Raw genomic sequence first — 24,232 nt, forward strand, 5'->3', positions numbered from 1 at the left:
GACTTGCTGCGTGCGTAGTGCTGGGCGAACCGCCTGAGCTAACCTACCGAGCGGCCGGCGCAGGCGTGGTGGCGTGTTCCAGGTCGCCGGTCAGTACCGTGCCGGTGGGCTCGTGCCAGATGCGGCGCCACATCTGCGCCAGCACCTCGCCGATTTGATCGCGCGCCACAGGCGCGCGGTAGGCGGCCTGGATCTGTCGCGGCGTAATCGGTTGCCATTGCCCGTCTTGGCGATGCGCCACCACGAAGTTGAAGTTGTAGTCCGGCTCCAGACCCATGCGCAGGTCGCTGAGCATCAGCTCGTCGTCGACCAGGCGTGCGCGCATGAAGCCGCGATTGAACCAGGTCAACCGGCGCACCGCGTCGAAACCGGCCACCTCGCCCAGGGCCTGGGTGTTGCTGGAATAACCGCGAAACTGCATCGGGCCCTTGTCGGCCACCAGCGAGCGTTCGCCGATCACATAACCGTTGGGCGTCATCGCCACCACGCGCCACAGCAAGGTGTTGAGCGGCATCGGCACCGAGAAGCGCGGCGCATCCTTCAAGCCGAGCGCGGCCAGCGCACGGTCCGCCTCCTGGTCGACCATGTGCTTGGCCAGCAACGACCAGCCCAGGTAGGCGGAGCTGAGCGCCAGCCCGATCACCAGCGCGTGCTGCGCGAGCGGCCGCGCGCGCGCAAACCATGCCACCACGCAGGCCAGCAACAGCCATAGCGTGTAGGCCGGGTCGATGATGAAGACGCTCGACCACATTGCCGGATGCGGCTGCAGCGGCCACCACAGCTGGGTCCCGTAGACGGTGAAGGCATCCAGCAGCGGATGCGTGATCAACGCCAGCTGGATCGCCCAGAACCAGCGCTTGGGCGCAGCGGCCACGCGCCCGTTGCCGTAACGGCGAAACAGCCACCAGATCAGCCAGCCCAGCAACGGCAGCACAAACAACGAATGGCTGGCGCTGCGATGCACCGTCATCAGCGTGACCGGATCGTCGGTCAGCGGCAGCAATACCAGCGCATCGAGATCGGGCAAGGTGCCCAGGGCGGCGCCGGCCAACAGGGCTGCACGGCGCTGTCCGGCCGGTGCGATGGCGGCAGCGACGGCGCCACCAAGAACGATCTGGGTCAATGAATCCATCGGCCGATGCTAGCAGGCCGGGCATCGTCCAGTGCCATCACGTGCGTTCCGGCCGGCCGGCAGTCAGCCAGCAGCCGCAGTGCTCGCATCGCGCTGCGGCTCGCGGTCGAAAACGGCGCTGCAGCCGCCGTCCGCAGTCCTTGCACCAGGACAGCGAACGCTGCACGCCGCGCACGTCCGATGGCACATACCGGCAGCTGCGGTCTGCCGGCAGCTGCTGCGCCTGGCCAACCTCACGCCGCGCGCTGCTGCGCGGCATGAGGTTGCGGCGCCAGCTCGGCCAGCACGTCGCCGTGATGGTTGACCAGTTGCAGTGCGCCGGACTGCGTCTCGCGCAGCGCCGTCAGGCTCTCCACCCAGTCGCCGGTGTTGGCGTAGAGATGGCCGGCCTGCATGCGCAGTGCGGCGCGATGGATGTGCCCACAGACGATGCCATCCAGATCGCGGCGCACCACATCGGCCAGGCCGGCCGCCACGAAGCGGCCGATGTAGCGCTCGGCCGCACCGCTGCGGCGCTTGAGAAACTCGGCCAGCGACCAGTAGCGCATGCCCAGGCGCCGCCGCAGACGATTGGTCAGCTGATTGCCGGTGAGGATGCGGTAATAGAGCCAGTCGCCAAATCGTTCCTGCAAGCCGCCGAAATGGGTTTGCGCGTCGTAATCGTCGCCGTGGGTGACCAGCAGCCGGCGCCCGTCCAGCAAGGTGTGGACGCTGCGTCGGCGCACCTGCATGGCCGGCATCACCAGACCGCAGAAGCGGCGGATGGCACGGTCGTGGTTGCCGGGCACGTAGATGATCTCGGTGCCGCGCCTGGCCTGCGCATGCAGGGCGGCGATCACCTGCTGATGCGCCGCATCCCAGACCGCGCGCCGCTGCGACATCCACCACAGGTCGATGATGTCGCCGACCAGATACAGGGTCTGGCAACGCTGGCGGCCGATGAACGCGGCGATCTCGGCAGCATGGCAGTGCCGCGAGCCCAGGTGCAGGTCGGACAGGAACAGGGCGCGGACGGGAGGGTGCAATGTGGACACCTGCATGCGGACATCTCCAGGGCAAAAAATGTCGGCCGCGATCGGGCGCTGCGCAGCCCGCAGGCATCGGCAGCGCGCTGACACAGATGCGCCCTTCAGCAAGCCGCGGCGTAGCGCTGCAATCGGATACCCGCATCCCGGCGCGTGGTCGCCATGGCAGCCATGCGCCCCTCGCCCCGGCACGCTGTCCGACGATATGGCTCATTCCCCTCCAGCGGCGTGGCTGCACGCAGCCATGCCGCCAGGCACGCGCGCATGCTGACCGGTCAGTACGACCGCTGCATGGCAAGCTGACGACACCCGGATGACCGTGCAAACCCCCGCCACGACACGGGTTTAACGCCACAGCGGGCTGTTCAGGCGCACAATGCACAGGGTTGTCGGACGGTGTATCATCCGCACCCATCTTTTCATCCGAATTAAGGGATATAAGCCTGATGTCCAGCTACCTGTTCACCTCCGAATCGGTCTCCGAAGGCCATCCGGACAAGATCGCCGACCAGATCTCCGACGCAGTGCTGGATGCCATCCTGGCCCAGGACAAGCGCGCCCGCGTGGCGTGCGAGACGATGGTCAAGACGGGCGTGGCGATCGTTGCCGGCGAAGTGACCACCAGTGCCTGGATCGACCTGGAAGCGCTGACCCGCAAGGTCATTCTGGACATCGGCTACAACAGCTCCGACGTCGGCTTCGACGGCGAGACCTGTGGCGTGCTCAACCTGATCGGCAAGCAGTCGCCGGACATCAACCAGGGCGTGGATCGCAAGAACCCGGAACAGCAGGGCGCCGGCGACCAGGGCCTGATGTTCGGCTACGCGACCAACGAGACCGACAGCCACATGCCGGCCGCGATCCACCTGGCGCACCGCCTGGTCGAGCAGCAGGCCAAGATCCGCAAGAAGAAGAACTCGGCGCTGTCGTGGCTGCGTCCGGACGCCAAGTCGCAGGTCACCCTGCGCTACGAAGACGGCGTTGCGACCGCGATCGACGCGGTGGTGCTGTCGACCCAGCACGATCCGGGCATCAAGCAGAAGGATCTGGTCGAGGCCGTGCGCGAGGAAATCCTCAAGCCGGTGCTGCCGGCCAAGTGGCTGCACAAGGGCACCAAGTTCCACATCAACCCGACCGGCAAGTTCGTGATCGGCGGGCCGGTGGGCGATTGCGGCCTGACCGGCCGCAAGATCATCGTCGACACCTACGGCGGCTGGGCGCGTCACGGTGGCGGTGCGTTCTCCGGCAAGGATCCGTCCAAGGTCGATCGCTCGGCAGCCTACGCTGCGCGCTATGTGGCCAAGAATGTGGTGGCTGCCGGCCTGGCCGACCGTTGCGAAGTGCAGGTCTCCTACGCCATCGGCGTGGCCGAGCCGACCTCGATTTCGGTCACCACCTTCGGCACCGGCAAGATCGCCGACGAGCAGATCGAAAAGCTGATCCGCAAGCACTTCGACCTGCGTCCGTTCGGCATCATCCAGATGCTCGACCTGATCCACCCGATGTATCAGCAGACCGCGTCCTACGGTCACTTCGGCCGCAAGCCGAAGGACTTCTCCTACACCGACGCAACCGGCGCGCAGCACACCGCCACCGCGTTCTCGTGGGAAAAGACCGACCGCGCCGACGCCCTGCGCGCCGACGCCAAGCTGAAGTAAGCCAGCTGCTCCTGCGGGAGTGAATATAGTGAATTTCACATGGGCCGCTGATGCGGCCCATGTGCGTTTTGGCGGAATGGATGCTTCCAACGGAGTCCCACGGATGGATTCACTGCGTGTCCGGTTTTTTGATGCGGCCACCGCTTGCTGACGAATCTCCGCGTTGGACGTCTAGTGGGGTTGTGCGAATGCTCCGGTCACTGATGCTTTGTTACTGAGGGCTTCGGCCACTGAAGGCGCTTGCACGCGTAGTGTCTGCCGATCAGCAGTGGCAATACTGGGAGCGCGGGGCCGTGTGGCGGCACGGACGCCGCCACCGGGCCTCCAGGGGCGGATTTACGGCGTGTCCCGACACCGGGTGCGCCGCCGCGCTGCCGGCCGACTCCGCGCATCGATCGATCTTGCGCACGACATCTGGCGTTTTCATGCGACTGCTTCGGTCTACTGCGGGCGCTTGCGCGCGTACCGGTGTGGGACACGCCGCAAGTACGTCCATGTAGGCTCTGGCGCGGCATCCATGCCGCTCAAGGTCCCACGCCGGCACCCGCGCAAGCACCACCGATCATTGTCGGCAACTGAGAGAAAAGCGGCCTTCGGTTGACTGGTCGTGGCCTGGATCTTGTTCCATTGGTTCCATGCGGATGCTTCGATGAGCTGAAGGTGCCTGCACATCGCAGCCCCGGCATTGCGTTCAAGGCTCACGTTGCAACTGTTGCTCCAACGCCTGAGCGAACGCCTTCAACGGACACGCCATCCGTTGCTCGTCCGTGCATAGACCCAAGGCCAGTTCCTGCTGCAACGGCGGGTGCGCTAGATCCAATGGGGCCAGCGTCCGCAGTTGATCCAGCGATTGCGCAAGATACCGCGCACGCACCACCTGCTGCCCATTCGGTTCGCGCCATAGCTCCAGCAGCAACGCGCCGCCCGGCGGCGGATCGTCGGCACCGTAGCCGGGGAGATGAAAGTGCACGCCCAGCAAACCGCTCAAGGCAGCGATATGCGTATCGCTGCCAACGAAGACCGAGACCTTTGGCGCCTGCATATCGCCGAAGCGCTGCAGCACTTCGCGCGCCAGCGGTGCGCCCGAACGTGAGGCCATGTAATGCGGGCGCGCGTAGATGTCGAACAACAAGGCGTGCAGGCGCGAGACCTGCGCCAGCCGCTCGGGTGTGGCGCGGCCCCAGCCAACCTGCGACAGCGGCAGGCCTTCGGCGTATTGCAGCAGCAACACCTCGCCGGTGCCGGAGGTCAGGTCGATCGGCCCACCCAGGGCCAGGCCGCGCCCGTTGGCCGACGGTGCCAGCGTGGACGGCATCTGCGCGAAGTCGCAGGGCGTGCGCGTGCAACCCAGGATCTGCTGCATTGCCTGCAACTCGGCTGCGTGCCCTCGCAGCAATGCGGCGGGGCCACCGGTTTGCCTTTCGATCGCCGCAACCGCCGCCGTGCCATCGAACGGCACCGCGCCGGCTTCGATCGGGCGGAACAACGGATCGTTGCTGCCGGCCGGGCGATGTGCGGCGACGATCCCGCAGCCTGGTGCCAGCGCCTCGGCCAGCAAGGCGCCGCTGTCGATGGTGCGCTGATCGGTATTGGCCCAGACCGACACGCTGCCTGCTGCCGGGCACCCGCTACGCGGCAGCACGCCCTGCTGCGCCAGCCATTGACGCAGATAGCCGCCACTCAGCTGCACACCGATGCGCCCGTGCGGCGTCAGCAGGCTGGCCGGCGTGGACCATTGCGGCCATGGCGCGTCGGCATAGTGCGCTGCTGCGGCTTCGCCCTGCAGCGGTGCGCGCACGCCGTGCCGGAAGACAGCGACCACGCGTTCCAGTTGTGCGGTCTGCGCGATTGCCGGCGACCCGGGCGGACGCGGCGTGCAGCCGATCAGCAACAGCGCGCCGAGTGCGAGTGCCGGCATCCGCCATCGCGGCCGCAGCGCTGTCGTCGCACGTTGCCTGGCACCTGCGTGCAACGGCGCATTGATCCCGCACGACGGCAACGACGCGATCCCCATCGCGTCGCTGCCGTCATCGCCTGCGGGCGTCTGTTCACCGCCCTGCCCCATTTTCTTCGCTTGCCTGGAACCCATACCTGTCAGTCATCCCGTTGTTCATCGCGGAATTTACCGGGCCAATGTGCAAGGCAGACGACACCTGGCGGAACTTATCCAACATGTCCGGGTAGCCACCACGCGGCGATGAATGCTCCGAAGCAGTCGCACGGTTGCGGTACCAGAGCGGCCAACACAAGAACGCTGGCGGTCGTCAGGTGGGTGCGGACGCGCGCCCAAAATCGACATGTACGAGTGGTCCGTGCCGCTTCCCAGCATCGGCAGCGCCTCACCTGACGGCGGCTCAGTCGGTGTGTTGGCCGCCCTAAGTGCGGCATCAGTTTTGTACACCCGCAACTCACCGCGTGGTGCGCCACTTTGAGTAGATCACCCGCGCACCGACCCTCAGGACGCACTGCGCGAGGCCGCGCCGCGCTGACATGAGATGGGCCGGCATCTGCCCATCCACACATCTGCCCGAACCGCCTGCGCGCCGCGTCAGCTATCCGGGATCGTCGTACTCCTGTGCATGCGTGCGAGTGATGCCACACAGATCGGCCCACTCAGGTGCGCAGGAAGATTTCCACGCGTCGGTTGAGTTGTCGCCCGCCGGGGTTGTCCTGCCCATCCAGCGTATTGGGTGCCACCGGTTGCGATTCGCCATAGCCTTTTGCGCCGGCCGACTGCGCGGCACCGCGGGTGCGTAATGCGGCCAGCACCGCCTCGGCGCGGCGCTCGGACAGCGCCTGGTTATAGGCGTCGCTGCCCTTGGCATCGGTATGCCCGCGAACCTCCATGTCCTTGGCGCTGACCTTGCCGAGTGCGGCCGCCAGCACGTCGAGCACGCGCGCGGCGTCGGGGCGGATCTCGGCCTTGTCGAAGTCGAACAGGATGCGCTCGTTCAAGGTGATCAGATAGCCGCACGGTGCGCCGGGAAGTGCGAACTTCTGCAGCAGCGGGAAGCGCCCGGCCGGCGGCACCTTCGGCAGCGGCGGCATGCGCACTTCGCGCGGCGGGGTACCGACGGTGCCGGTGCCATTGCCGCGGTTCTGCACCAGTCCGTCCGGGCCGTTCCAGGTTCCCGAGCCGTCGGCGTTGATGGTGATCAGACCGCGCGGGCCGTTCCAGGTACCGCTGCCATCGCCGTGGTTGTCGACCAAGCCACTCTTGTCGCTGTTCCAGGTGCCTGCCCCCTTGCCATCCAGACTGATCAGGCCGGCCGGGCCGTTGTAGGTACCGGCGCCGCTGGCCTGGACCTGGATGATCGCGTCGTCGCCACCGGCGCCGCTGGCGTTGATGGTGCCGCTGCCGTCGGCATTGACGCGGATCAGGCCGCCGTCGAAGTTGGCGTTACCGCTGCCATCGGCCTTGAGGTCGAATAGCCCGCCGTCGCCGTTGCGCAGCAGATTGCCGTTGGCATCGACACTGGTGATGCCGGCGTCGTTGATCAGGCTGCCGCCATCGCCGCAGCGTGCCGGCGTCACGCTGACGCCTTCGATCGGGTCAAGAATGTCCTGCAGCGAGGCTTCCAGCGCGCGCTGCGCCGGGGTCACGCCGGCAATCTCCGGCACCACGATCGACGGGATGGCCGGGAATTCGGGCACCGCTTCATTGGCGACCGGTGGCGATGCGGATGGAGGCGCTGCGGTCTGCGCTGCCGGCGGCGTGGCGCCCGCAGGTTCGGCTGCCTCGCGTTGACTTTCGCCGCGGCCGCAACCGGCCAGCAGCAAGGGCACCCAGATCACTGCCGACAGCGTCTTGCGCATTGCGTCTTCCCTGGTTCGAGCGTGTTCGAGAACCGCCTGATAGCACGGGCCAGGTAAACAACGCGCTAAACGCGGCCAACGCGACGACTGCGCGACCGTCAGGCAGTGCGGTCGGTGCCGGGATCGGCATGCTCGTGCACTCCGGCTCCTGCGCGTCGTCCGCACCCACCGGATGACCGCGTGTTGCCCAGGTTTGCCGGCCCAGGCGTGAGCGATCGCAACGCCGGGACACGTACCGGACAATGGTGCGCATTGGCAGCGGACAAACTCCACACCCCGCGGTGCGTGACTAGCAGCCACACCTTCCAGCGAGGGTGCAGCGCACTCAGAACGTCACAGGCGCCGCAGCCGGACGCGCGGCCTGCGCCTTGTTTGTGCCTGCCGCTTCGGATTGCAGCTGCTCGTGCAGGATGCGGCGGATTTCCAGAATCGCCTGCGGGGTTTCCTGCACGCTATGCCAGGAGGTCACCACCAGCTCCGACTCGGCGCCGTCCAGATGCGCGCTGCGATACGGCACCAGGCCATCGTCGGACTCGGCCAGCGGCACCTGCGGTTTTTCGCGCCCGACAATGGTGTGGTAATGCACCTGCGGGGAGATCGGCAGGTCCATGCTGGCGCGCACGAACGGGTCGGTATCGCGCAGGTTGTCGATGCTGGTCGGCGGCAGCAGGCGCCGCTTGCGTCGCGGGTCGTCGCCCTGGCCGCCACGCTCGCTGCTGGCCAGGTCCTGAAACACATCGCCGAAGCGATCCAGCAAGGCGATCGGCAAACGCACCAGGCGGCCGACGAAGCGCCCGAGACCACCTTCGGCCAAGGGCGTGCCGCGATGCGGCGCGGCGATGAAGATGGCGCGGTCGACCTGCGGCATTGGCGAAAAATGCAGCAGCGGCGACAACTTCGCGCGGATGCGTGCGCCGCGCTCGCCGTCCAGCCGGTAGTCTTCCAGCAGCGAATTCCACAGGCGCTCGCCCGACGAAGACACCAGCAGGCGCCCGATCACCCCGCCCATGCTGTGGCCGATCAACACCATGTCGTGCGATGCGATCGCCGTGCCGGACGGATCGAAGTGCTGCAGGCTGCGCTCCACCAGGGCCTGGATTTCGGCGCGGTTGACCGCCACCGGCGCGTTGGTGGGGTAGTACACCTGCCAGATCTGGTAGCGCTGGCGCAGCGCTTCATCGCCCATCACTTCGTTGGCGACATTGACCCAGGCTTCCGGGCTGCTGGCAAGGCCATGCAGCATCAGCAGCACGCGTCGGTTCGGGTCGTAGGGCTGCATCAGATACAGATGCGGGCGGTCGATGCCGCGCGCGCTGCCCAGCATCGAGCGCAGGGACTGCGCGGCAAAACCGGACCTGGCCAGCCACAGGCCATACGCGGCGGTGAAGTTGGCCGCCAGCGGCACGCGCTGGCCATGCAGTACCACTTCGTTCTGGCGATACGGGTCGTAAGGCACCACGGTGACGGCACGACCGCGCAGCACCGCATCCAGCGTATCGCCCTCGAAGCGCAGCAGCAGCGTTGCCGGTGCATACGGCATCTCGCTGAAGGTAGGCAGCGGACGCTCAGGTGTCGCGACAGCGGCAGCAGATTGTTGCAAGGCCAGTCCGGCAGGGTCGCCGACCACCTGCGGGTCCACCTCGGCCACCAGTTCGGCGCCGAAGCCGTCGCGTCGATACGTGCTGCGCAGCCCATCGAAGCGCAATGCCGAGGCGGCGAAGATCGCGCGCGGCGTGTTGCCGCCGCCCGGCAACCGATATGCAGACATGTCGATACCGACCTGCCAGCGGCCTATGCTGGTCGGTTCGCGCTCGCTCTGGCCGGTCTGCTGCGCGCGTGCGAACAGGCGTTCGATCACCTGCTGCACGGCGTAGTTGTAGTAGTCGCGCACCTGCGTCTGGCGATTTTCGAACGCACGCGCGCTGGGCGCCCGATCGGTGAAAAACAGATACGCGTACGCATGCCGCGCGGCCTCCAACCAGGCGTCGACTGCGGCATCGCTCATGGTTGTCGGGTCGCGCCCGCCCAGCGCAATCGCATGCGCGGTCCATAGCTCGGCCTGCGTTGCCAGCCGGCGCTCATCGCCGATGCCTGCGACGGTGGCGAGTTGCTGCAGGCAGGGCAGCGGGTCGCTGCGGCAGGCCTTGGGTTGCAGACCGGCCACCTGCACCGTCTCGCCGCTGGCCTGGCTCAACGCGCCAGTGCTGAGCACATCGCCACGCGTGCGCGCGATGAAGTCGCCGCTGCTGTGCGATTGCACCGTGACCATGGCGCAGCCGCTCAGCCACAGGCTCGCCAGCATGCCCGCCAGCACCGCGGCGGTACGACATCCACGCAGGCGCGGCGTCACCGGGGTGCGCTCGCGGTGGCCCCAGGCGCCGGTGCCTGCGGCATGCCGGCGCGGATGCGCTCGGAGAAGTCGGCCGCCTTGTCTGCGGCGATCGCACGTGCGGTGAAATGCCCGCGCTGCTTCAGTGTGGCGAAGTCGTAGCCGGGCATCAGCCCATCGTGATCGTAGGCGTATTCGTCGGCGTAGCCGGACAGCAACAGGCGATGATCCAGCGGCAATGTGGGCTGCAATTGCCGCGCCAACGCAAACACGATCGTGGTGCAGTTGCTGGTGAGCGTGTTGTAGAACGCCGGCGCGCGATTCAAGTCGTTGGCCAGGCCCACGTAGCCCATGAACATGCGGCGCAGCCCGGCCTTGGGAATCGCCAGCCGATACAGATACATGTCCTCGCCGCGCACATTGGTGCGCACGCGCAGGATGTCGCGCTCGTCGGCGGCGACCAGGGTCTCTTCGAAACTGCGGAAAAACCCGCCCAATGCCGAGAACGACTCGTCGCGCTCCTTGCGGATTTCCAGCGAGAACACCACGTGCGAGCCGTCGTCGAAACCGAACGACACCAGGGTGTGCGCGATCGCCGGGCCCATCCAGTACGACAGCGCCAGATCGGCGCTGACCAGACGGTCCAGATCGTACTGGCGGGTTTCCCAGCGCGGCTGGTAGTCGGTTTCGCTATGCCAGTCGAAATTGCGCACGTTGTGCAGCGTGACGATGTTGCCGTGCACCTCGGGCTGCAGGCGCTGGGCGACATCGTCGGCCCAGTCGCGGTCCTGGCTGGGCTGCATCATCCACCACGACACCGCCAGCACCGCAAACGCCGCACTGAAGATGCCCACCAAGGCCCAGTTCTCGCGGCCACGGCGCAGGCCCCACAACGCCGCGATTGCCATCGCGCACCACGAGCCCACCCACGCCGCGCGCACGAACGCATTGCCGGTCAGTGCGAAATAGATCGCCAGCCCGCCCCAGAGCGCGGCCAGCACCAGCGCCACCCGCAACGCCCAGCGCCCGATGCGCGACCGCGTGGCCGATTTCATCGGGTGCCGCCTTCCGGCACCTGCATGCCCAATGCGTGCATCAACAGATCAGCCGAACGATGGGCGAGGCGTTTGCGTTCGGACTCGTCATTGCCGCGCAGGCAGCTGCCCAGCATGTCGATCACCAGCAGCAGCTGTTCGTCGTCGACATCGGCACGGCACAGGCCGGCGTCGCGGGCGCGATGCACGAATGGCAGGAAGATGCGCACCACACGCCGGTCGGCGGTTTCCACCGCCGGGTGCGCGCGTTCGATGGACCGCCAGAAATCCACCAGCGGCGCGGACTGGGCGATGTGCTCGGCCACGTCGTGCAGCAGCACGGCCAGTCCGTCCGGGCGCTCGGCCAGATCGGCGGCCAGCCGCTCCAGGCCGTCCAGGCCGCGGGTCATCAGCGCGGTCATCAGCGCGAGCCGGTCGGGGAAATTGCGGTACAGCGTGGCGCGGCCAAGGCCGGCACGCTCGACCACCAGTTCCAGCGGGGCATTGACGCCGTGTTCGCTGAACACTTCGTCGGCGGCATCGAGTATCTGCCGGCGGCGCAGCGCGGCATCAGGGCGGGAAGTCGTCATCGCGGCATTATCGGACAGATTTGTCCGGTTACGCCAGAGCCCGCTTGTCGATTCCGCGCCCTCTCCGACCAACGGTCGGATCGGATTGGACCATCAAATCCGACGGTCCAATCAGCGAACCGGATCAGCCGGTGTTCTGCACGCCTTGCGAGACGCCGTTGACGCAAGCGACCAGCGCGCGCAGCAGTTCGTCGTCCTCGCCATCGGTGGCACGCCAGCGTTGCAGCAGGTCCACCTGCAGCACGCTGATCGGGTCGATGTAGGGGTTGCGCAGACGGATCGACAAGGCCAGCCGCGGGTCGTGCTGCAGCAGCGACTGCTGGCCGGTCAACGCCTTCACCCAGCCCTTGGTCAGCGCCAGCTCGGCGCCGATGCCCGGGAAGAACCGCTCGTGCAGTTCCCCCGACAGCCGCGAGAACAGCTCGGCGATGGTGAGATCGCCCTTGGACAGCACCATCGCCACGTCGTCGAGGAAGGTGCGGAAGAACGGCCAGTCCTGCGCCATCTCGCGCAAGGTGTCTTCGTGCCCGGCATCCACTGCCGCCTGCAGGCCGCTGCCCACGCCGTACCAGCCCGGGATCACCGCACGCGCCTGGCTCCAGGCGAACACCCACGGAATCGCGCGCAGGTTGGACAAGGCCGCGTCCTGGCCGAGCCGGCGCGACGGGCGCGAGCCCAGCGTCATGCGTTCGATCACGTCGATCGGCGTGGCGCGGCGGAAGTACTGCATGAAATCCGGCGCGCCGACGAAGGCGCGATACGCCACGGTGCTGCGTTCGGCGACCAGGTCCATCACCGGCCGCCAGCGATCCTCGCGCGGCTCGGGCGCACGCGGGCGCAGGCTGGACAGCAGCACCGCGCCGGTCATCTGTTCCAGCGAGCGCAGCGCCAGGGCACGGATGCCGTACTTGCGATGGATCACCTCGCCCTGCTCGGTCACACGCAGCCGGCCATCGACACTGCCGCGCGGTGCGGCATCCAGCGCGCGGCTGGTCTTGCCGCCGCCACGTGCGATCGAGCCGCCACGGCCGTGGAAGAAGGTCAGCCGCACGCCCAGCTCGGCGGCGGCTTCGAGCAGTTCCACCTGCGCGCGCTGCAGCCCCCAGCGCGAGGCGGTGATGCCGCCGTCCTTGCCGCTGTCCGAATACCCGAGCATCACCATCTGCGTATCGCCGCGCGCGGCCAGATGCTGGCGGTAGACCGGGTCGGCCAGCAGATCCTGCACGGTGCCGGTACCGCCGCGCAGATCGTCCACGGTTTCGAACAGCGGCACGATATCCAGCGGCACTGCGCCGGTGTCGTCGACCAGGCCGCCACGGCGCGCCAGCGCCAGCACGGTGAGCACGTCGGCGCGGTTGTGCGCCATCGAGATGATGTAGCTGCCCAGCGCATCGGCGCCGTGGCGGCTGCGCGCATCGGCAAGCGCGGCAAACACCGCGTCCAGCCGCGCATTGCCTTCGTCATCCACGCGCGGCAATGCCTGCTCGCCGGCTGCATACGGACCGAGCAATGCAGCGCGCTGCCTGGCATCCTGTTCGTCCCAATCCGCCTGGCCGAGTGCATCGGCCACCGCACGCGCATGCACGCTCGATTCCTGGCGCACATCCAGCCGCGCCAGATGGAAACCGAAGGTGCGCACGCGCCACAACAGGCGGCGCACCGCGAACCAACCGGCGTGCAGGCCCTTGTTGGCCTGCAGGCTGTCCAGGATCAATTGCAGGTCGTGTTCCAGCTCGGACGGGCTGGTGTAGGCACCCTCGGCATCGTCCAGCGTGGCCTGCAGGCGCGCGCGCATCAGATCGTTGAGCAGCCGGTACGGCATGTCGCCGTGGCGCGGACGCGAGCGTGCGGCGTCCTCCGGCAACAGCGCGCGGTAGCGCTGCAGTTGCTCGCTCAACGCCGGGCTCACCGCCACCAGCGTGGTCGACTGGCTGAGCAGGCTGGCCAGTTGCCAGAGTTCCTTCTGATAACGGTCCAGCACCGCACGCCGTTGCGCATCCAGCGTGCCGGCGATGGTGACGGCATCCACGTTGGGGTTGCCGTCCATGTCGCCGCCGACCCAGGTGCCGAAGCGCAGCAGCCGCGGCAGGGTCGGCACGCTACCGTAGGTTTCTTCGATGGCGTGTTCGAGGGTTTCATACATCACCGGGACCACGCGATACAGCACCTGGGTGAGATAGAAGCCCACATGCTCGCGCTCGTCTTCCACGGTGGGGCGCACCGGCGAGGAGTCGGCGGTCTGCCAGGACGCGGTCAAGGCCATGCGGAAGCGCGCCGCGTCGGTGGCGCGCTCGTTGGGCGTGCGCATGCCGTCCAGGTTGTCGACCAGGCTGGCGACCATCAGCTGCTCTTTTTCCAGCAGCGCGCGGCGCACCGCTTCGGTGGGATGCGCGGTGAACACCGGCTCCACGTCAATCCGCGGCAACCACTCGCTGAGTTCGTCCAGCGTCACGCCCTGCGCCTTGAGCCTGCGCAAGGCATCGTGCAACCCGTCCGGCTGCGGCGTGTCGGTGCCGCTGCGCTGGTATTCGCGGCGGCGGCGGATGCGGTGCACGCGCTCGGCGATGTTGACCACCTGGAAATAGGTGCTGAAGGCGCGCACCAGCGATTCGGCCTCGCGCGGCTCGCGCCCGGCCAGCTGCTCGCTCAGCGTCGACGGCGGGGCATCGCTCTCGCGGCGCGCAATCGCCGTGGTGCGGACGCGTTCGATCTCATCGAGAAATTCCGCAGAGACCTGCTCGGCGAGCAGGTCACCGACCAGTGCACCGAGCCGACGCACATCGTCGCGCAAGGCAAGATCGGGGGTAGCGAACACAAGACTGCTGCGGTACTCGTTCATCGGAAACGCACACCCTCTCAAGCGCAAAGTCGTCGAAGACTAACCCAAAAGGATTAGATGATCGCGACCGGCACGACGGTTTCAACACCAACCATCGTGTGCTGGCGCACGTCGCGATGAATCTCGTAGGAGCGCGCTGGCGCGCGATGGGGCTTTCCCGGTGATGCCCCATCGCGGGCAGGTCCGCTGCTACGCGAGGTGGCTGTCCTGGTCATGCTGCGTCGCGCCCGGGTGCGCTCCTACCGGTGATCGCGGCAATCGCGTGGACGGCGCAGCGAATCTTCCCGGGACGCGAGGCGGACGCATTCGCCGTAGGAGCGCACCCGGGCGCGACGAGGCGTTATCGATAAAGCCGCATCGCGCGCAAGCGCGCTCCTATCGGTGCCAGCGCGCCACCGATCACCGCGTGCGCGTCGCGCCGGTCTCCTTCATCGGCTCGCCGAGATTGGTCTTCAACCACTGCTCGCTCTCGGCCAACATCTGCAGGATCGACTGCCGCGCGCGATACGCATGCGATTCGTTGGGCAGCAGCACCAGCCGCGCGTTGCCGCCCAGGCCCTTGATCGCGGCGAACATGCGCTCGCTCTGGATCGGGAAGGTGCCGGTGTTGTTGTCGTCCTGGCCGTGGATCAACAGCAGCGGATCCTTGATCTTGTCGGCGTAGTTGAACGGCGACATCGCCTGATACACCGATTGCGCCTGCCAGTAGTTGCGCTCCTCGGCCTGGAAGCCGAACGGGGTGAGCGTGCGGTTGTAGGCACCGCTGCGTGCGATGCCGGCCTTGAACAGCCGCGTGTGCGCGAGCAAATTGGCGGTCATGAAGGCGCCGTAGGAGTGCCCGCCGATGGCGATGTGCTCGCGGTCGGTGACCCCGCGCCGCACCACTTCGTCCACCGCGGCCTGCGCATCGGCGACCAGTTGCGGCACATAGGTGTCGTTGGGTTCGGCATCGCCTTCGCCGACGATCGGCATGGTCGGGTTGTTGAGCACCACATAGCCGATCGCCAGAAACGCCTGCGGCCCCCAGTAGCTGATCGCGTTGAAGCGATAGGGCGAGTCGGTGACCTGGCTGGCGGTGTCGGCACTCTTGAACTCGCCCGGATAGGCCCACATCAGCAGCGGCCGCGGGCCGTCGCGCTTGGGGTCGTAACCGGGCGGCAGCAGCAGCGTGGCGGTGAGGTCCACGCCATCGGCGCGCTTGTAGCGGATCTGCTCCTTCTGCACGCCACGTAACTGCGGCAGCGGATGGGCGAAATGCGTCAACGCCCGCGGCGCAGGCGCTGCATCGCCCAATGCCTGCACCACATAGTTGGCCGGCTCCTCGGGCGACTCGCGGCTGAGCAGCAACTGCGTGCCTTGCGCATCCAGCAATGCCAGCGGTGCGGAATAGCTCGGCGCCTGCGAATGGAACAGGCGCGTGGCGCGCCTGCTCTGCAGATCGAAGCGATCCACGAACGGGCGGTCGCCTTCCGGCGAGGCGCCCTTGCCGAGCAGGAACAGGCTGTTGCCATCGGCGCCGGTCTGCAGCAGCGTGCGGCCCTTGCCATCGGCCACGGTCGCCGGCGTGCCGGGATCGTTGTAGCGGTCCTGCGAGGAGCGATCCCAGAGCAGTTCGGGCGCGCGCTGCAGCTGGTCCGGTGCAATGCGCCACTGCTTGGTGCGGCGGGTCTTCCACCAGCTTTCACTGAGGATGGCCAGATCGCCGCGGCCCCACTGGATGCCTTCGAAGCGGCTGCCCAGTTGCGCCAGCGTGACCGGCGCACGCGTAAATGGCGCAGCCTGCATCAGCACCGCATCACGAATCTTGCTCTCGCGTGCCGGGTCGCCGCCGTCCTGCGCCTCGGCCCAGACCAGCGTGGCCGGCGCATCGACGCGCCAGGCGATGTCGCGCACGCCGGTGGGCACGGCATCGTTGCCGGTCGGCAGGCCTTCCACCAATGGCAGCCGGGCGATCTGGCGCACCAGCTTGCCCTGCAGGTCCAGCACCTCGATACGGCGTGCGAAGTTGTCCACCGGCACCAGATACGAGAACGGCCGTTCGCTGCGTTCGCTCAGGATGTAACGGCCATCCGGCGACACCGACAGATTGAGATAGATGCCGGGCGTGGCGATCGGGCGCACCTGCCCGCTCACGCTGACGATGATGGGCTGGCCGGTGGCGTAATACTCGAACACGCGCGCATCGGCCTCGTTGCGCAGCAGGTCCTGATAGGTCGGCAGCGAGCGCACGCCGGCAGCGGCGCTGGTCTGCTGGATCGCCGGGCCGTCCGGCACCGCATCGCGGGTGGGCGGCGCGCCCTGCCCGGCCACTTGCTGCTGCAGCAGCAGGCCGCTGCCATCGGGCAACCAGCGCAGATCGTCGTTGACGCTGGTGTTCAAACCGGCCACCAGACGCCGCGCCTGCCCGGCCGCCACGTCCACCAGCCACAGCTCGTTGGCACCGCTGGCCGCGTCCTCGCGGCGGAACGCCAGGTAGCGCTGATCCGGCGACCAGCTCAACGCGGCCAGCGACAGTGGTGATGGCAGCCCGGCGATCTGCCGCTCGCTGCCGTCGGCCACCGACAGCAGCCACAGCTTGTCGGCAAAGGAGAACCGGCTGCTGGCAAAGGTTTTGGGATGGATGCGCAGGCCGGCCAGCTTGAGTTCGGGCTGGGCCACCTCGGCGATGTCCGGCAACGCCGGCAACTGCACCATCGCGCCCAGGTCGCGTTTGGGCGACAGGTGGAGCAGCGGCGCGCGCGGGGCATCCACCACTGCCTGCAGCGCCTTGGAGGGAAGTTGGTAGCCAGTGCTTGCCGCAGCGGCAGGTGGGCCAGCCGGCGCGACGGCTGCGGCCGCAGCCAGTGGTGCGCTCAGCGCCAGTACGCCTGCCAGGGCCCATCGCTGCTGCCGCCTGCCGTGCCGTGCATCGGGTGTCGCCTGCATTGTCCATCCCCAGTGTCGATCGACTCCGGACCATAGCAGCCACACGCTCCCCCCGCTCCCCTGCCGTTGGTTGGGGCGCGTGCCACTTCAAGCCGGCCAATTCATGCCGGAGGGGGGTGCTGCCGATATAATCAACGCTCTCGTCGAGGGGCGCTGCGACCGGTATGGCGGACTGATCCGCCAACTGCACGAAAAGTGCAGGAAATACGGCCAGGCTCGACAAGCATTCATCGTTCAACGGCGCCCCGCATTGCAGACATTGGTCTGCTTACCGGAGCTATTGCATGAACGCTGTCACGAAAATCGCCCCACATGCCGATTACAAGATCGCCGACCTCTCCCTGGCCGATTGGGGCCGCAAGGAGCTGGACATCGCCGAGCACGAGATGCCGGGTCTGATGTCGATCCGCCGCAAGCATGCGCAGACCAAGCCGCTGAAGGATGTACGCATCACCGGCTCGCTGCACATGACCATCCAGACCGCGGTGCTGATCGAAACGCTCAAGGACATCGGCGCCAACGTGCGCTGGGCCTCGTGCAACATCTTCTCCACCCAGGACCACGCGGCCGCCGCGATCGCCGCCTCCGGCACGCCGGTGTTCGCCTGGAAGGGCGAGACGCTGGAAGAGTACTGGGATTGCACCCTGGACGCGCTGACCTTCACCCTGCCCGACGGCACCCAGACCGGCCCGGAGCTGGTGGTGGACGACGGCGGCGACGTCACCCTGCTGATCCACAAGGGCTATGAGCTCGAAAACGGCAGCACCTGGGTCGACGAGCCGGCCTCCTCGCACGAGGAAGGCGTGATCAAGGCGCTGCTCAAGCGCGTGGCCGTCGAGCGTCCGGGTTACTGGACCCGCGTGGTCAAGGACTGGAAGGGTGTCTCCGAAGAGACCACCACCGGCGTGCACCGCCTGTACCAGATCGCCGAAGCCGGCAAGCTGCTGATCCCGGCCATCAACGTCAACGACTCGGTCACCAAGAGCAAGTTCGACAACCTGTACGGCTGCCGCGAGTCGCTGGCCGATGGCCTCAAGCGCGCGATGGACGTGATGCTGGCCGGCAAGGTCGCGGTGGTCTGCGGCTATGGCGACGTCGGCAAGGGCAGTGCCGCCTCGCTGCGTGCCTACGGTGCCCGCGTGATCGTCACCGAGATCGACCCGATCTGCGCCCTGCAGGCGTCGATGGAAGGCTTCGAGGTCAACACCATCGAATCCACCCTCGGCCGCGGCGACATCTACGTCACCACCACCGGCAACAAGGACATCATCACCGTCGAGCACCTGCAGGCGATGAAGGACCAGGCCATCGTCTGCAACATCGGCCACTTCGACAACGAGATCCAGGTCGATGCGCTGAACGCACTCAAGGGCGTGGAAAAGATCAACATCAAGCCGCAGGTCGACAAGTACGTGTTCGGCAACGGCAATGCGATCTTCCTGCTGGCCGATGGCCGCCTGGTCAACCTGGGCTGCGCCACCGGCCACCCGAGCTTCGTGATGTCCAACTCGTTCGCCAACCAGACCCTGGCGCAGATCGACCTGTGGGAAAAGCGCGACAGCTACGAGAAGAAGGTCTACATCCTGCCCAAGCACCTGGACGAAGAAGTGGCACGTCTGCACCTGGAAAAGATCGGCGTCAAGCTGACCACCCTGACCAAGGACCAGGCCGACTACCTCGGCGTGGACGTGGCCGGCCCGTACAAGCCGGATCATTACCGCTACTGATCAATCGGGCGGTTGATTGCCCGCATGTCACCGCTTGAACAGAACGGGCGCCGCAAGGCGCCCGTTTTCTTTGCAGGATGCTGGATGGCCCCGCGTGCAAGCGGCCCCACATGGCGACCAATTTGCGTTCGTGCCATGCGGCATCGACATGCATCGCATGGATGCAACGCCTCGAGCAAGACACCATGGAATCCAGCACGCCGGACAGCTTTGCCGTCGGCATGGCAGCTGTTGCCGTATGCGATACTCGGGCAAGGCTTGCGGCTTACCTGCGTGGCAGCAAGACCGGTCAACCACTACGTAACACCCATCGTCAAAAGGAACCAACATGGGCGGCTTCAGCATCTGGCACTGGATCATCGTTCTTTTCTTCTTCTGCAGCATCGCTGCCGTGATCAGCCTGATCGTCTGGGTCGCAAAGCGCGCGTCGCGCAAATCGACTGTGGCAACGACAGGGTCAGCAGCGCCAAAGAGCGCTCAAGCCAGACTGCTGGAGCTGGACACGCTGAGGTCTCAGCAATTGATCACGGATGCGGAGTACCAACAGCGCCGCAGCCATATCCTCAGCGAGATCTGAGCAGCGGCTGCAACGCATGAACCATGTTTCCGCTGTCCTGGATCAACATGTCCATGTGATCTGCGACAGTGCCATGCGCCAGCGATTGCTGACGCGTGGCACTTCGATGCAAGACCGCATCAGTCTGAGCTTCAAGAGCTCTGAAGAACTTGCCGAAATCCTCGGCCTGCTGCAATCACTGCAGCTTCCCTTCGCCGACGCACCTGCGGGCTGGCCGCCGGCGGCCGTCTTTGCGCAGCTCAGGGATCAGGGACTGGTGCAAGGCGCGATTACTACCGTCGTATGGGTCGCCCCGGACATGCCCGTGCTCGGCGTCGGCTAGCACGCATCTGCGCCAGGGGTGCCGGCAGCTGATCCGGTGCAATCCACGCAATGCCGCGCTTGAGAATGTCGCGCTGCGGCAAGTCCGAAAACTGCAGACGCAGCTCGGCTCTGCAGTCCCACCTGCAGCTACGTTTTTATGCTCGACGAAAGCAAGCGCTCGCGGTGGCGAGCGGCACCGCACCGCCACGCCAGAGTTCAAGAGCAGCGCTGCGTTCCCTGCCGCGCGGAAGAATTGCACGACACGCCGTGGCTATCCGCCCGCTACGGCCGCCAGTTCGCATTGTGTTCCCAGAACGCCACGCTGCGCCGGTACGCATCGCGGTCCAGTGCCACACCGGAGCCGCCTTCGTCCACGCCCAGTGCATTGCGCAGCATGGTGATGGGCGCCATCGGAATTTCTTCCGGCTCGGTGGTGTAGAGGCAACCGACCACGCCCCAGTCGGCGTCGATCGGCGCGCCCTCCTTGGCCAGCTGATCGCGGCTGTAGAGGATCGGCAGCAGATACGTCGCCACCGGTGGCTCCACACCTTCGAACCAGCGCACCAGCACCGGCAACTCCTGCGTGCTGCGTGCCTCGTAGCCGGAGCGCAGCTGGTGGCGGTTGTCGTCGGTGATCGGTGCAGTGAGGCAGCGCGTCGAGGTCCAGTTGCGGTGCACATGCAGCTGGCAGAACGGCGCATAGCCTTCGATCACGCGCACCGGCGTCTGTTCATTGAGCCGCTGGATGAACTGCTCGGGCGTGCAGTCCTGGATGGCGTTGCGACGACCATCGCGGGGAAACAGACGGGTGCGGGCAAACGGTGTGAGAACGATGGACATGACGGCGGTGAGTGGCAAAGAACGCCAGGGTAGCCTGCAGCCCTGCCATGCGACCACTTACCAGATCAGATCGTCCGGTACCTTGAACTGGCTGTAATAGTCGTCGTCGCTGTCCGGCGCCGATGGCGTGCTGCTACGGCCATGATCCAGCACCACAGCGTCCGCATCGCGGCTGTAGACCTTGTCGGCGGCCGCGCGCGGAATCAGCTCGAAGCCATCGCCATGCCGCACGATCACCAGCGCCCCGCTGGCCAGCTGGCTGCGCAGCGTGGGATTGACCAGCACGCTGCGGATGACGCGGCCGTCGTTGAAGCGGTAGTCGATCTCGCCATCGCGCTTGACCTTGTTGGTCTCCACGATCTGCCGGACCTGGGCCAGCACTTCCTGCCGCCGCAGCTGCAGCTTGCGTTCCTCGGCCAGCGCGCGATCGCGCTCGGCGCGCTCGGCCTGTAGCCGCGCTGCGTCCACCTTGTCGACCTCGGCCGGCACCACGGCCGCGCCCTTGGCATGACGCTGCTTGTTCTGCTCGCGCGCGACCTTGTCCACCTGGGCCTTCTTGACCAGGCCGGCCTTGAGCAGTTGTTCTTGCAGCGGATTGCGCATGGGAGGGGAACCGGTGAATGTGCGCCCAGTTTACCGCGCCCCGCGCCACCCAGCCTGACTGCCCAAGCCGCCCCGGCTGCAGCACCGCACCGTACCGCGGTACCGCGATCCACCCGCACCGCGCAAAGCGCGACCTGCATCGGGGTTTTCGCGGGTACTCGCATTGAATACGTATGCACAACAGCGATGTTGCGCCGCGATGCACGCTTAGCATCACCGCGCGCTGCACGCCGTGCGCGCGCTTTCCGGAACAGGGGCCGGAGGCCTTGATGCGGGCATCGCACAGCATGCGTGTGCTCGCGCTTACCGACTGGAGATCCATCCGATGCGCGATACGCACACTCCACCCCCACCCTCACGGCTTCAACGCAGCTCGCGGCTGCTGCTCGCCGCGCTGGTGCTGCTGCTGACCACCGCCAATGTGCAGGCCGATGTGATCCTGCACGCCTTCAATTGGCCGTATGCCACCGTGGAAGCACGTGCCAAGCAGATTGCCGATGCCGGCTATCGCAAGGTGTTGGTCGCTCCCGCGTATCGCTCGCAAGGCAGCGCGTGGTGGGCACGCTACCAGCCGCAGGATCTGCGCGTAATCGATGGCCCGCTGGGCGACACCGCCGCGTTCTCGCGCATGGTGCAGGCGCTGGCCAATAACGGCGTGGAAACCTATGCCGACGTGGTGCTCAACCACATGGCCAACGAGGCCGCGACACGCTCGGATCTCAACTACCCCGGCAGCGCCGTGCTCGCGCAATACGCTGCGAATCCAGGCCGTTACGACACCTTGCGTCTGTTCGGCACCTTGCAATCGAATTTCCTGAGCGCCAGCGATTTCGGCCCGGCCCAGTGCATCACCAACTACAACGACGCCTACCAGGTGCGCACCTATCGCATTTGCGGTGGCGGCAGCGATCCGGGCCTGCCCGACCTGGTCGGCAACGATTGGGTGGTGCAGCAGCAGCGCGCCTATCTGCAAGCGCTGAAGGGCCTGGGTGTGACCGGCTTCCGTGTCGATGCGGCCAAGCATATGAGCTTCGACCATCTCAATCGGGTCTTCGATGCGGGCATTCGTTCCGGCGTGTATGTGTTCGGCGAAGTGATCACCGGCGGCGGCAGCGGCAATGGCGATTACGACCAGTTCCTGGCGCCGTACCTGCAGTCCACGCCGCATGCGGCCTACGATTTCCCGTTGTTCAACGCGGTGCGCAATGCATTCGCCATTGGCGCCAGCCTGCAGCAGCTGGTGGATCCCGCGTCCACCGGACAGGCGTTGCCGGGCAATCGCGCGGTGACCTTCGCCGTCACCCACGACATCCCCAACAATGCCGGCTTCCGCTACGCCATCCTCGACCCCGTCGACGAGACGCTGGCATACGCGTATCTGATCGGCCGCAATGGCGGCATGCCGATGGTCTACACCGACAACAACGAAAGCGGCGACAACCGCTGGGTCAACGCCTATCTGCGCGACGACCTGCGCCGCATGATCGGCTTCCACAACGGCGTGCAAGGCAGCGACATGCAGGTGCTGTCGTCCAGCTCCTGCCATGTGCTGTTCCGGCGCGGCAGCCTGGGCATCGTCGGCATCAACAAGTGCGGCAATCCGGTCACCACCACCGTGGCGATGAATGGCAGCGTGCTGTACTGGAATGCGGATTATGTGGATGCACTGGGCTCGGGCAGCGTGGTGCGCATTTCCAGCGGCTCCTACACCTTCACGCTGCCGGCGCGCGGTGCACGCATGTGGCGCCGCTGAGCTGTCTGGCCAGCACGAGGCGTCCGCTGCGTGGTTGAAGCACGTCGCAGAGACACCCAGCCTTTGACACAAAAAACACCGGCTTATCGCCGGTGTTCTGGATGCTGCAACACGTTGGATGGTGCGACCGGCTACCAGGCGAACGGCGCGGTGACCTTGCGCGCGCCGAGCATGAACGCATCGGCCACATGCACGAACGGGGTGACATCCACCTCCGATTCGCCGGCGCGCACCAGCTGCACGAAACGCCGGTACAAACCGTCGTATTCGCCGGCGGCTTCCACTGGCTGCGGCTGGCCATCGATACTGAGCCTGGCACCGCCCTCACTGAGCATGAGCAGGCCGTCGGTGGTGTCCACTTCGATATCCCAGCGCTGATGGCCGGTCTGCAGAAAATCCAGTTCCGCCGTTACCGGCACCCCTGCGGTATCGACAAAACCGAGCCTGGCGTACAGCGGTGCCTGGCGATTTTCGGGCGTGTGCAACTCCGCTTCGCGCAGCGCGAAGGGGCGCGGCAACAGATGCGTGACGATGGACAGCGCATTGATGCCGGGGTCGAACACGCCCATGCCGCCCGGCTCCAGGATCCAGTCCTGGCCCGGGTGCCAATGGCGAATGTCCTCCTTCCAGGTGATATGCGCGCGCAGGATCTGCTTGTCGGCCAGCCACGCCCGCGCAGGCTCGACGGCAGCGGCGCAGCGCGAATGCCAGCTGGTGAACAGGCTGCGTTGCGCACGCTGCGCCAACGCGCGCAGATCGTCGATCTCGGCCAGGGTGGCGGCCGGGGGTTTTTCCAGGAACACATGGCGCCCGGCGGCCAGCGCGGCCTGTGCCTGCGCGTGCCGCCCGACCGGTGGCGTGCACAGCGCCACCGCTTCAATCTGCGGATGCGCCGCGAAGGCCTCTTCCAGGCTGTGATAGGCCGGCACTCCATCGACCGTGCCATGCCGGCTCACCGTGGCCATCAGCTGCACATCGGCACGCGCGGCGATGGTGGGCACGTGCTGGTCGCGGGCGATCTTGCCGATGCCGACAAGGGCAATGCGCAATGCGTCTGGATGCTTCATCGAAACCTTCGGGC

General features: G+C 66.6%; 17 protein-coding genes and 1 riboswitch. Of the genes, 5 read left to right on the forward strand and 12 right to left on the reverse strand.

The annotated features are described in order from the left end of the window. Positions 1 to 43: 43 nt before the first annotated feature. Entirely contained in the window at positions 44 to 1,132 is a 1,089-nt protein-coding gene (locus DYQ94_RS07585; protein WP_160954904.1) for a metal-dependent hydrolase, read from the reverse strand. A 233-nt stretch (positions 1,133 to 1,365) separates the two neighbouring features. Further along, complete coding sequence (locus DYQ94_RS07590; protein WP_160954905.1) at positions 1,366 to 2,172, reverse strand: UDP-2,3-diacylglucosamine diphosphatase; 807 nt, start codon at positions 2,170 to 2,172, stop codon at positions 1,366 to 1,368. 431 nt (positions 2,173 to 2,603) lie between these two features. On the opposite strand from DYQ94_RS07590, the gene metK reads away from it, so the two are divergent. Beyond that, positions 2,604 to 3,815 carry a methionine adenosyltransferase gene (gene metK / locus DYQ94_RS07595; protein ID WP_024938312.1) on the forward strand — a complete coding sequence of 404 codons (1,212 nt, stop codon included), beginning with the start codon at positions 2,604 to 2,606 and terminating at the stop codon, positions 3,813 to 3,815. Between the two features lie 691 nt (positions 3,816 to 4,506). Here metK and DYQ94_RS07600 read toward each other — a convergent pair. The 7 genes from DYQ94_RS07600 to DYQ94_RS07630 all read right to left on the reverse strand — a co-directional run bounded on the left by DYQ94_RS07600 (position 4,507) and on the right by DYQ94_RS07630 (position 17,297). Next, complete coding sequence (locus DYQ94_RS07600) at positions 4,507 to 5,733, reverse strand: histidine-type phosphatase (protein WP_160954906.1); 1,227 nt, start codon at positions 5,731 to 5,733, stop codon at positions 4,507 to 4,509. Between the two features lie 695 nt (positions 5,734 to 6,428). Then, complete coding sequence (locus DYQ94_RS07605) at positions 6,429 to 7,631, reverse strand: OmpA family protein (protein ID WP_160954907.1); 1,203 nt, start codon at positions 7,629 to 7,631, stop codon at positions 6,429 to 6,431. 325 nt (positions 7,632 to 7,956) lie between these two features. Further along, positions 7,957 to 9,933, reverse strand: coding sequence for an esterase/lipase family protein (locus DYQ94_RS07610; RefSeq protein WP_202397511.1), 1,977 nt, complete (start codon positions 9,931 to 9,933; stop codon positions 7,957 to 7,959). Between the two features lie 44 nt (positions 9,934 to 9,977). Next, on the reverse strand, positions 9,978 to 11,015 hold the full coding sequence (locus DYQ94_RS07615; RefSeq protein WP_054591390.1) for a DUF4105 domain-containing protein: 1,038 nt from the start codon (positions 11,013 to 11,015) through the stop codon (positions 9,978 to 9,980). After that, positions 11,012 to 11,584 (reverse strand): TetR/AcrR family transcriptional regulator, encoded by a 573-nt coding sequence (locus DYQ94_RS07620; RefSeq protein WP_102581988.1) that lies wholly within the window; start codon positions 11,582 to 11,584, stop codon positions 11,012 to 11,014. Before DYQ94_RS07620 ends, DYQ94_RS07615 begins: the two co-directional genes overlap by 4 nt. A gap of 124 nt (positions 11,585 to 11,708) precedes the next feature. After that, positions 11,709 to 14,423: a phosphoenolpyruvate carboxylase gene (gene ppc, locus DYQ94_RS07625; protein WP_126965308.1), complete on the reverse strand. Its 2,715-nt coding sequence runs from the start codon at positions 14,421 to 14,423 to the stop codon at positions 11,709 to 11,711. A 399-nt stretch (positions 14,424 to 14,822) separates the two neighbouring features. After that, positions 14,823 to 17,297, reverse strand: a complete 2,475-nt coding sequence (locus tag DYQ94_RS07630) for a S9 family peptidase (RefSeq protein ID WP_425518992.1) — start codon at positions 17,295 to 17,297, stop codon at positions 14,823 to 14,825. A 190-nt stretch (positions 17,298 to 17,487) separates the two neighbouring features. Further along, a riboswitch (S-adenosyl-L-homocysteine riboswitch) is annotated at positions 17,488 to 17,601 on the forward strand. Between the two features lie 31 nt (positions 17,602 to 17,632). On the opposite strand from DYQ94_RS07630, the gene ahcY reads away from it, so the two are divergent. The 3 genes from ahcY to DYQ94_RS07645 all read left to right on the forward strand — a co-directional run bounded on the left by ahcY (position 17,633) and on the right by DYQ94_RS07645 (position 19,974). Beyond that, entirely contained in the window at positions 17,633 to 19,075 is a 1,443-nt protein-coding gene (ahcY, locus tag DYQ94_RS07635; RefSeq protein ID WP_024938318.1) for an adenosylhomocysteinase, read from the forward strand. Between the two features lie 328 nt (positions 19,076 to 19,403). Next, entirely contained in the window at positions 19,404 to 19,652 is a 249-nt protein-coding gene (locus DYQ94_RS07640; protein WP_065032054.1) for an SHOCT domain-containing protein, read from the forward strand. A gap of 16 nt (positions 19,653 to 19,668) precedes the next feature. After that, on the forward strand, positions 19,669 to 19,974 hold the full coding sequence (locus DYQ94_RS07645) for a hypothetical protein (RefSeq protein ID WP_126965306.1): 306 nt from the start codon (positions 19,669 to 19,671) through the stop codon (positions 19,972 to 19,974). A gap of 263 nt (positions 19,975 to 20,237) precedes the next feature. Here the strand turns inward: DYQ94_RS07645 and DYQ94_RS07650 are convergent, their stop codons facing one another. Further along, the gene (locus DYQ94_RS07650) at positions 20,238 to 20,795 is read right to left on the reverse strand and encodes a DUF3228 family protein (RefSeq protein WP_054591395.1); all 558 of its coding nucleotides are present in this window, start codon (positions 20,793 to 20,795) and stop codon (positions 20,238 to 20,240) included. A 57-nt stretch (positions 20,796 to 20,852) separates the two neighbouring features. Further along, a complete protein-coding gene (locus DYQ94_RS07655) occupies positions 20,853 to 21,398 on the reverse strand; it encodes a DUF2058 domain-containing protein (protein WP_126965305.1) in 546 nt (181 codons plus the stop codon). 382 nt (positions 21,399 to 21,780) lie between these two features. Between DYQ94_RS07655 and DYQ94_RS07660 the strand changes: the two genes are divergently transcribed. After that, complete coding sequence (locus DYQ94_RS07660; protein ID WP_024938324.1) at positions 21,781 to 23,151, forward strand: alpha-amylase family protein; 1,371 nt, start codon at positions 21,781 to 21,783, stop codon at positions 23,149 to 23,151. A 131-nt stretch (positions 23,152 to 23,282) separates the two neighbouring features. On the opposite strand, the gene DYQ94_RS07665 is transcribed toward DYQ94_RS07660, so the two are convergent. Continuing rightward, positions 23,283 to 24,218, reverse strand: a complete 936-nt coding sequence (locus DYQ94_RS07665) for a Gfo/Idh/MocA family protein (protein ID WP_126965304.1) — start codon at positions 24,216 to 24,218, stop codon at positions 23,283 to 23,285. Between the last annotated feature and the right edge of the window lie 14 nt (positions 24,219 to 24,232).

The sequence above is a fragment of the Xanthomonas sp. LMG 8993 genome (assembly GCF_009835065.2).
Lineage (GTDB): Bacteria > Pseudomonadota > Gammaproteobacteria > Xanthomonadales > Xanthomonadaceae > Xanthomonas > Xanthomonas arboricola.

Excerpts from the sequence above, each read along its gene's own strand:
- DYQ94_RS07665 (WP_126965304.1), bottom strand. The coding sequence starts at position 24,218 with ATGAAGCATCCAGACGCATTGCGCATTGCCCTTGTCGGCATCGGCAAG.
- DYQ94_RS07645 (WP_126965306.1), top strand. The coding sequence starts at position 19,669 with ATGAACCATGTTTCCGCTGTCCTGGATCAACATGTCCATGTGATCTGC.
- DYQ94_RS07605 (WP_160954907.1), bottom strand. The coding sequence starts at position 7,631 with ATGCGCAAGACGCTGTCGGCAGTGATCTGGGTGCCCTTGCTGCTGGCC.
- DYQ94_RS07655 (WP_126965305.1), bottom strand. The coding sequence starts at position 21,398 with ATGCGCAATCCGCTGCAAGAACAACTGCTCAAGGCCGGCCTGGTCAAG.
- DYQ94_RS07620 (WP_102581988.1), bottom strand. The coding sequence starts at position 11,584 with ATGACGACTTCCCGCCCTGATGCCGCGCTGCGCCGCCGGCAGATACTC.
- metK (WP_024938312.1), top strand. The coding sequence starts at position 2,604 with ATGTCCAGCTACCTGTTCACCTCCGAATCGGTCTCCGAAGGCCATCCG.
- DYQ94_RS07600 (WP_160954906.1), bottom strand. The coding sequence starts at position 5,733 with ATGCCGGCACTCGCACTCGGCGCGCTGTTGCTGATCGGCTGCACGCCG.
- DYQ94_RS07585 (WP_160954904.1), bottom strand. The coding sequence starts at position 1,132 with ATGGATTCATTGACCCAGATCGTTCTTGGTGGCGCCGTCGCTGCCGCC.
- DYQ94_RS07650 (WP_054591395.1), bottom strand. The coding sequence starts at position 20,795 with ATGTCCATCGTTCTCACACCGTTTGCCCGCACCCGTCTGTTTCCCCGC.
- DYQ94_RS07615 (WP_054591390.1), bottom strand. The coding sequence starts at position 11,015 with ATGAAATCGGCCACGCGGTCGCGCATCGGGCGCTGGGCGTTGCGGGTG.
- DYQ94_RS07610 (WP_202397511.1), bottom strand. The coding sequence starts at position 9,933 with ATGCTGGCGAGCCTGTGGCTGAGCGGCTGCGCCATGGTCACGGTGCAA.
- ppc (WP_126965308.1), bottom strand. The coding sequence starts at position 14,423 with ATGAACGAGTACCGCAGCAGTCTTGTGTTCGCTACCCCCGATCTTGCC.
- DYQ94_RS07590 (WP_160954905.1), bottom strand. The coding sequence starts at position 2,172 with ATGCAGGTGTCCACATTGCACCCTCCCGTCCGCGCCCTGTTCCTGTCC.
- ahcY (WP_024938318.1), top strand. The coding sequence starts at position 17,633 with ATGAACGCTGTCACGAAAATCGCCCCACATGCCGATTACAAGATCGCC.
- DYQ94_RS07640 (WP_065032054.1), top strand. The coding sequence starts at position 19,404 with ATGGGCGGCTTCAGCATCTGGCACTGGATCATCGTTCTTTTCTTCTTC.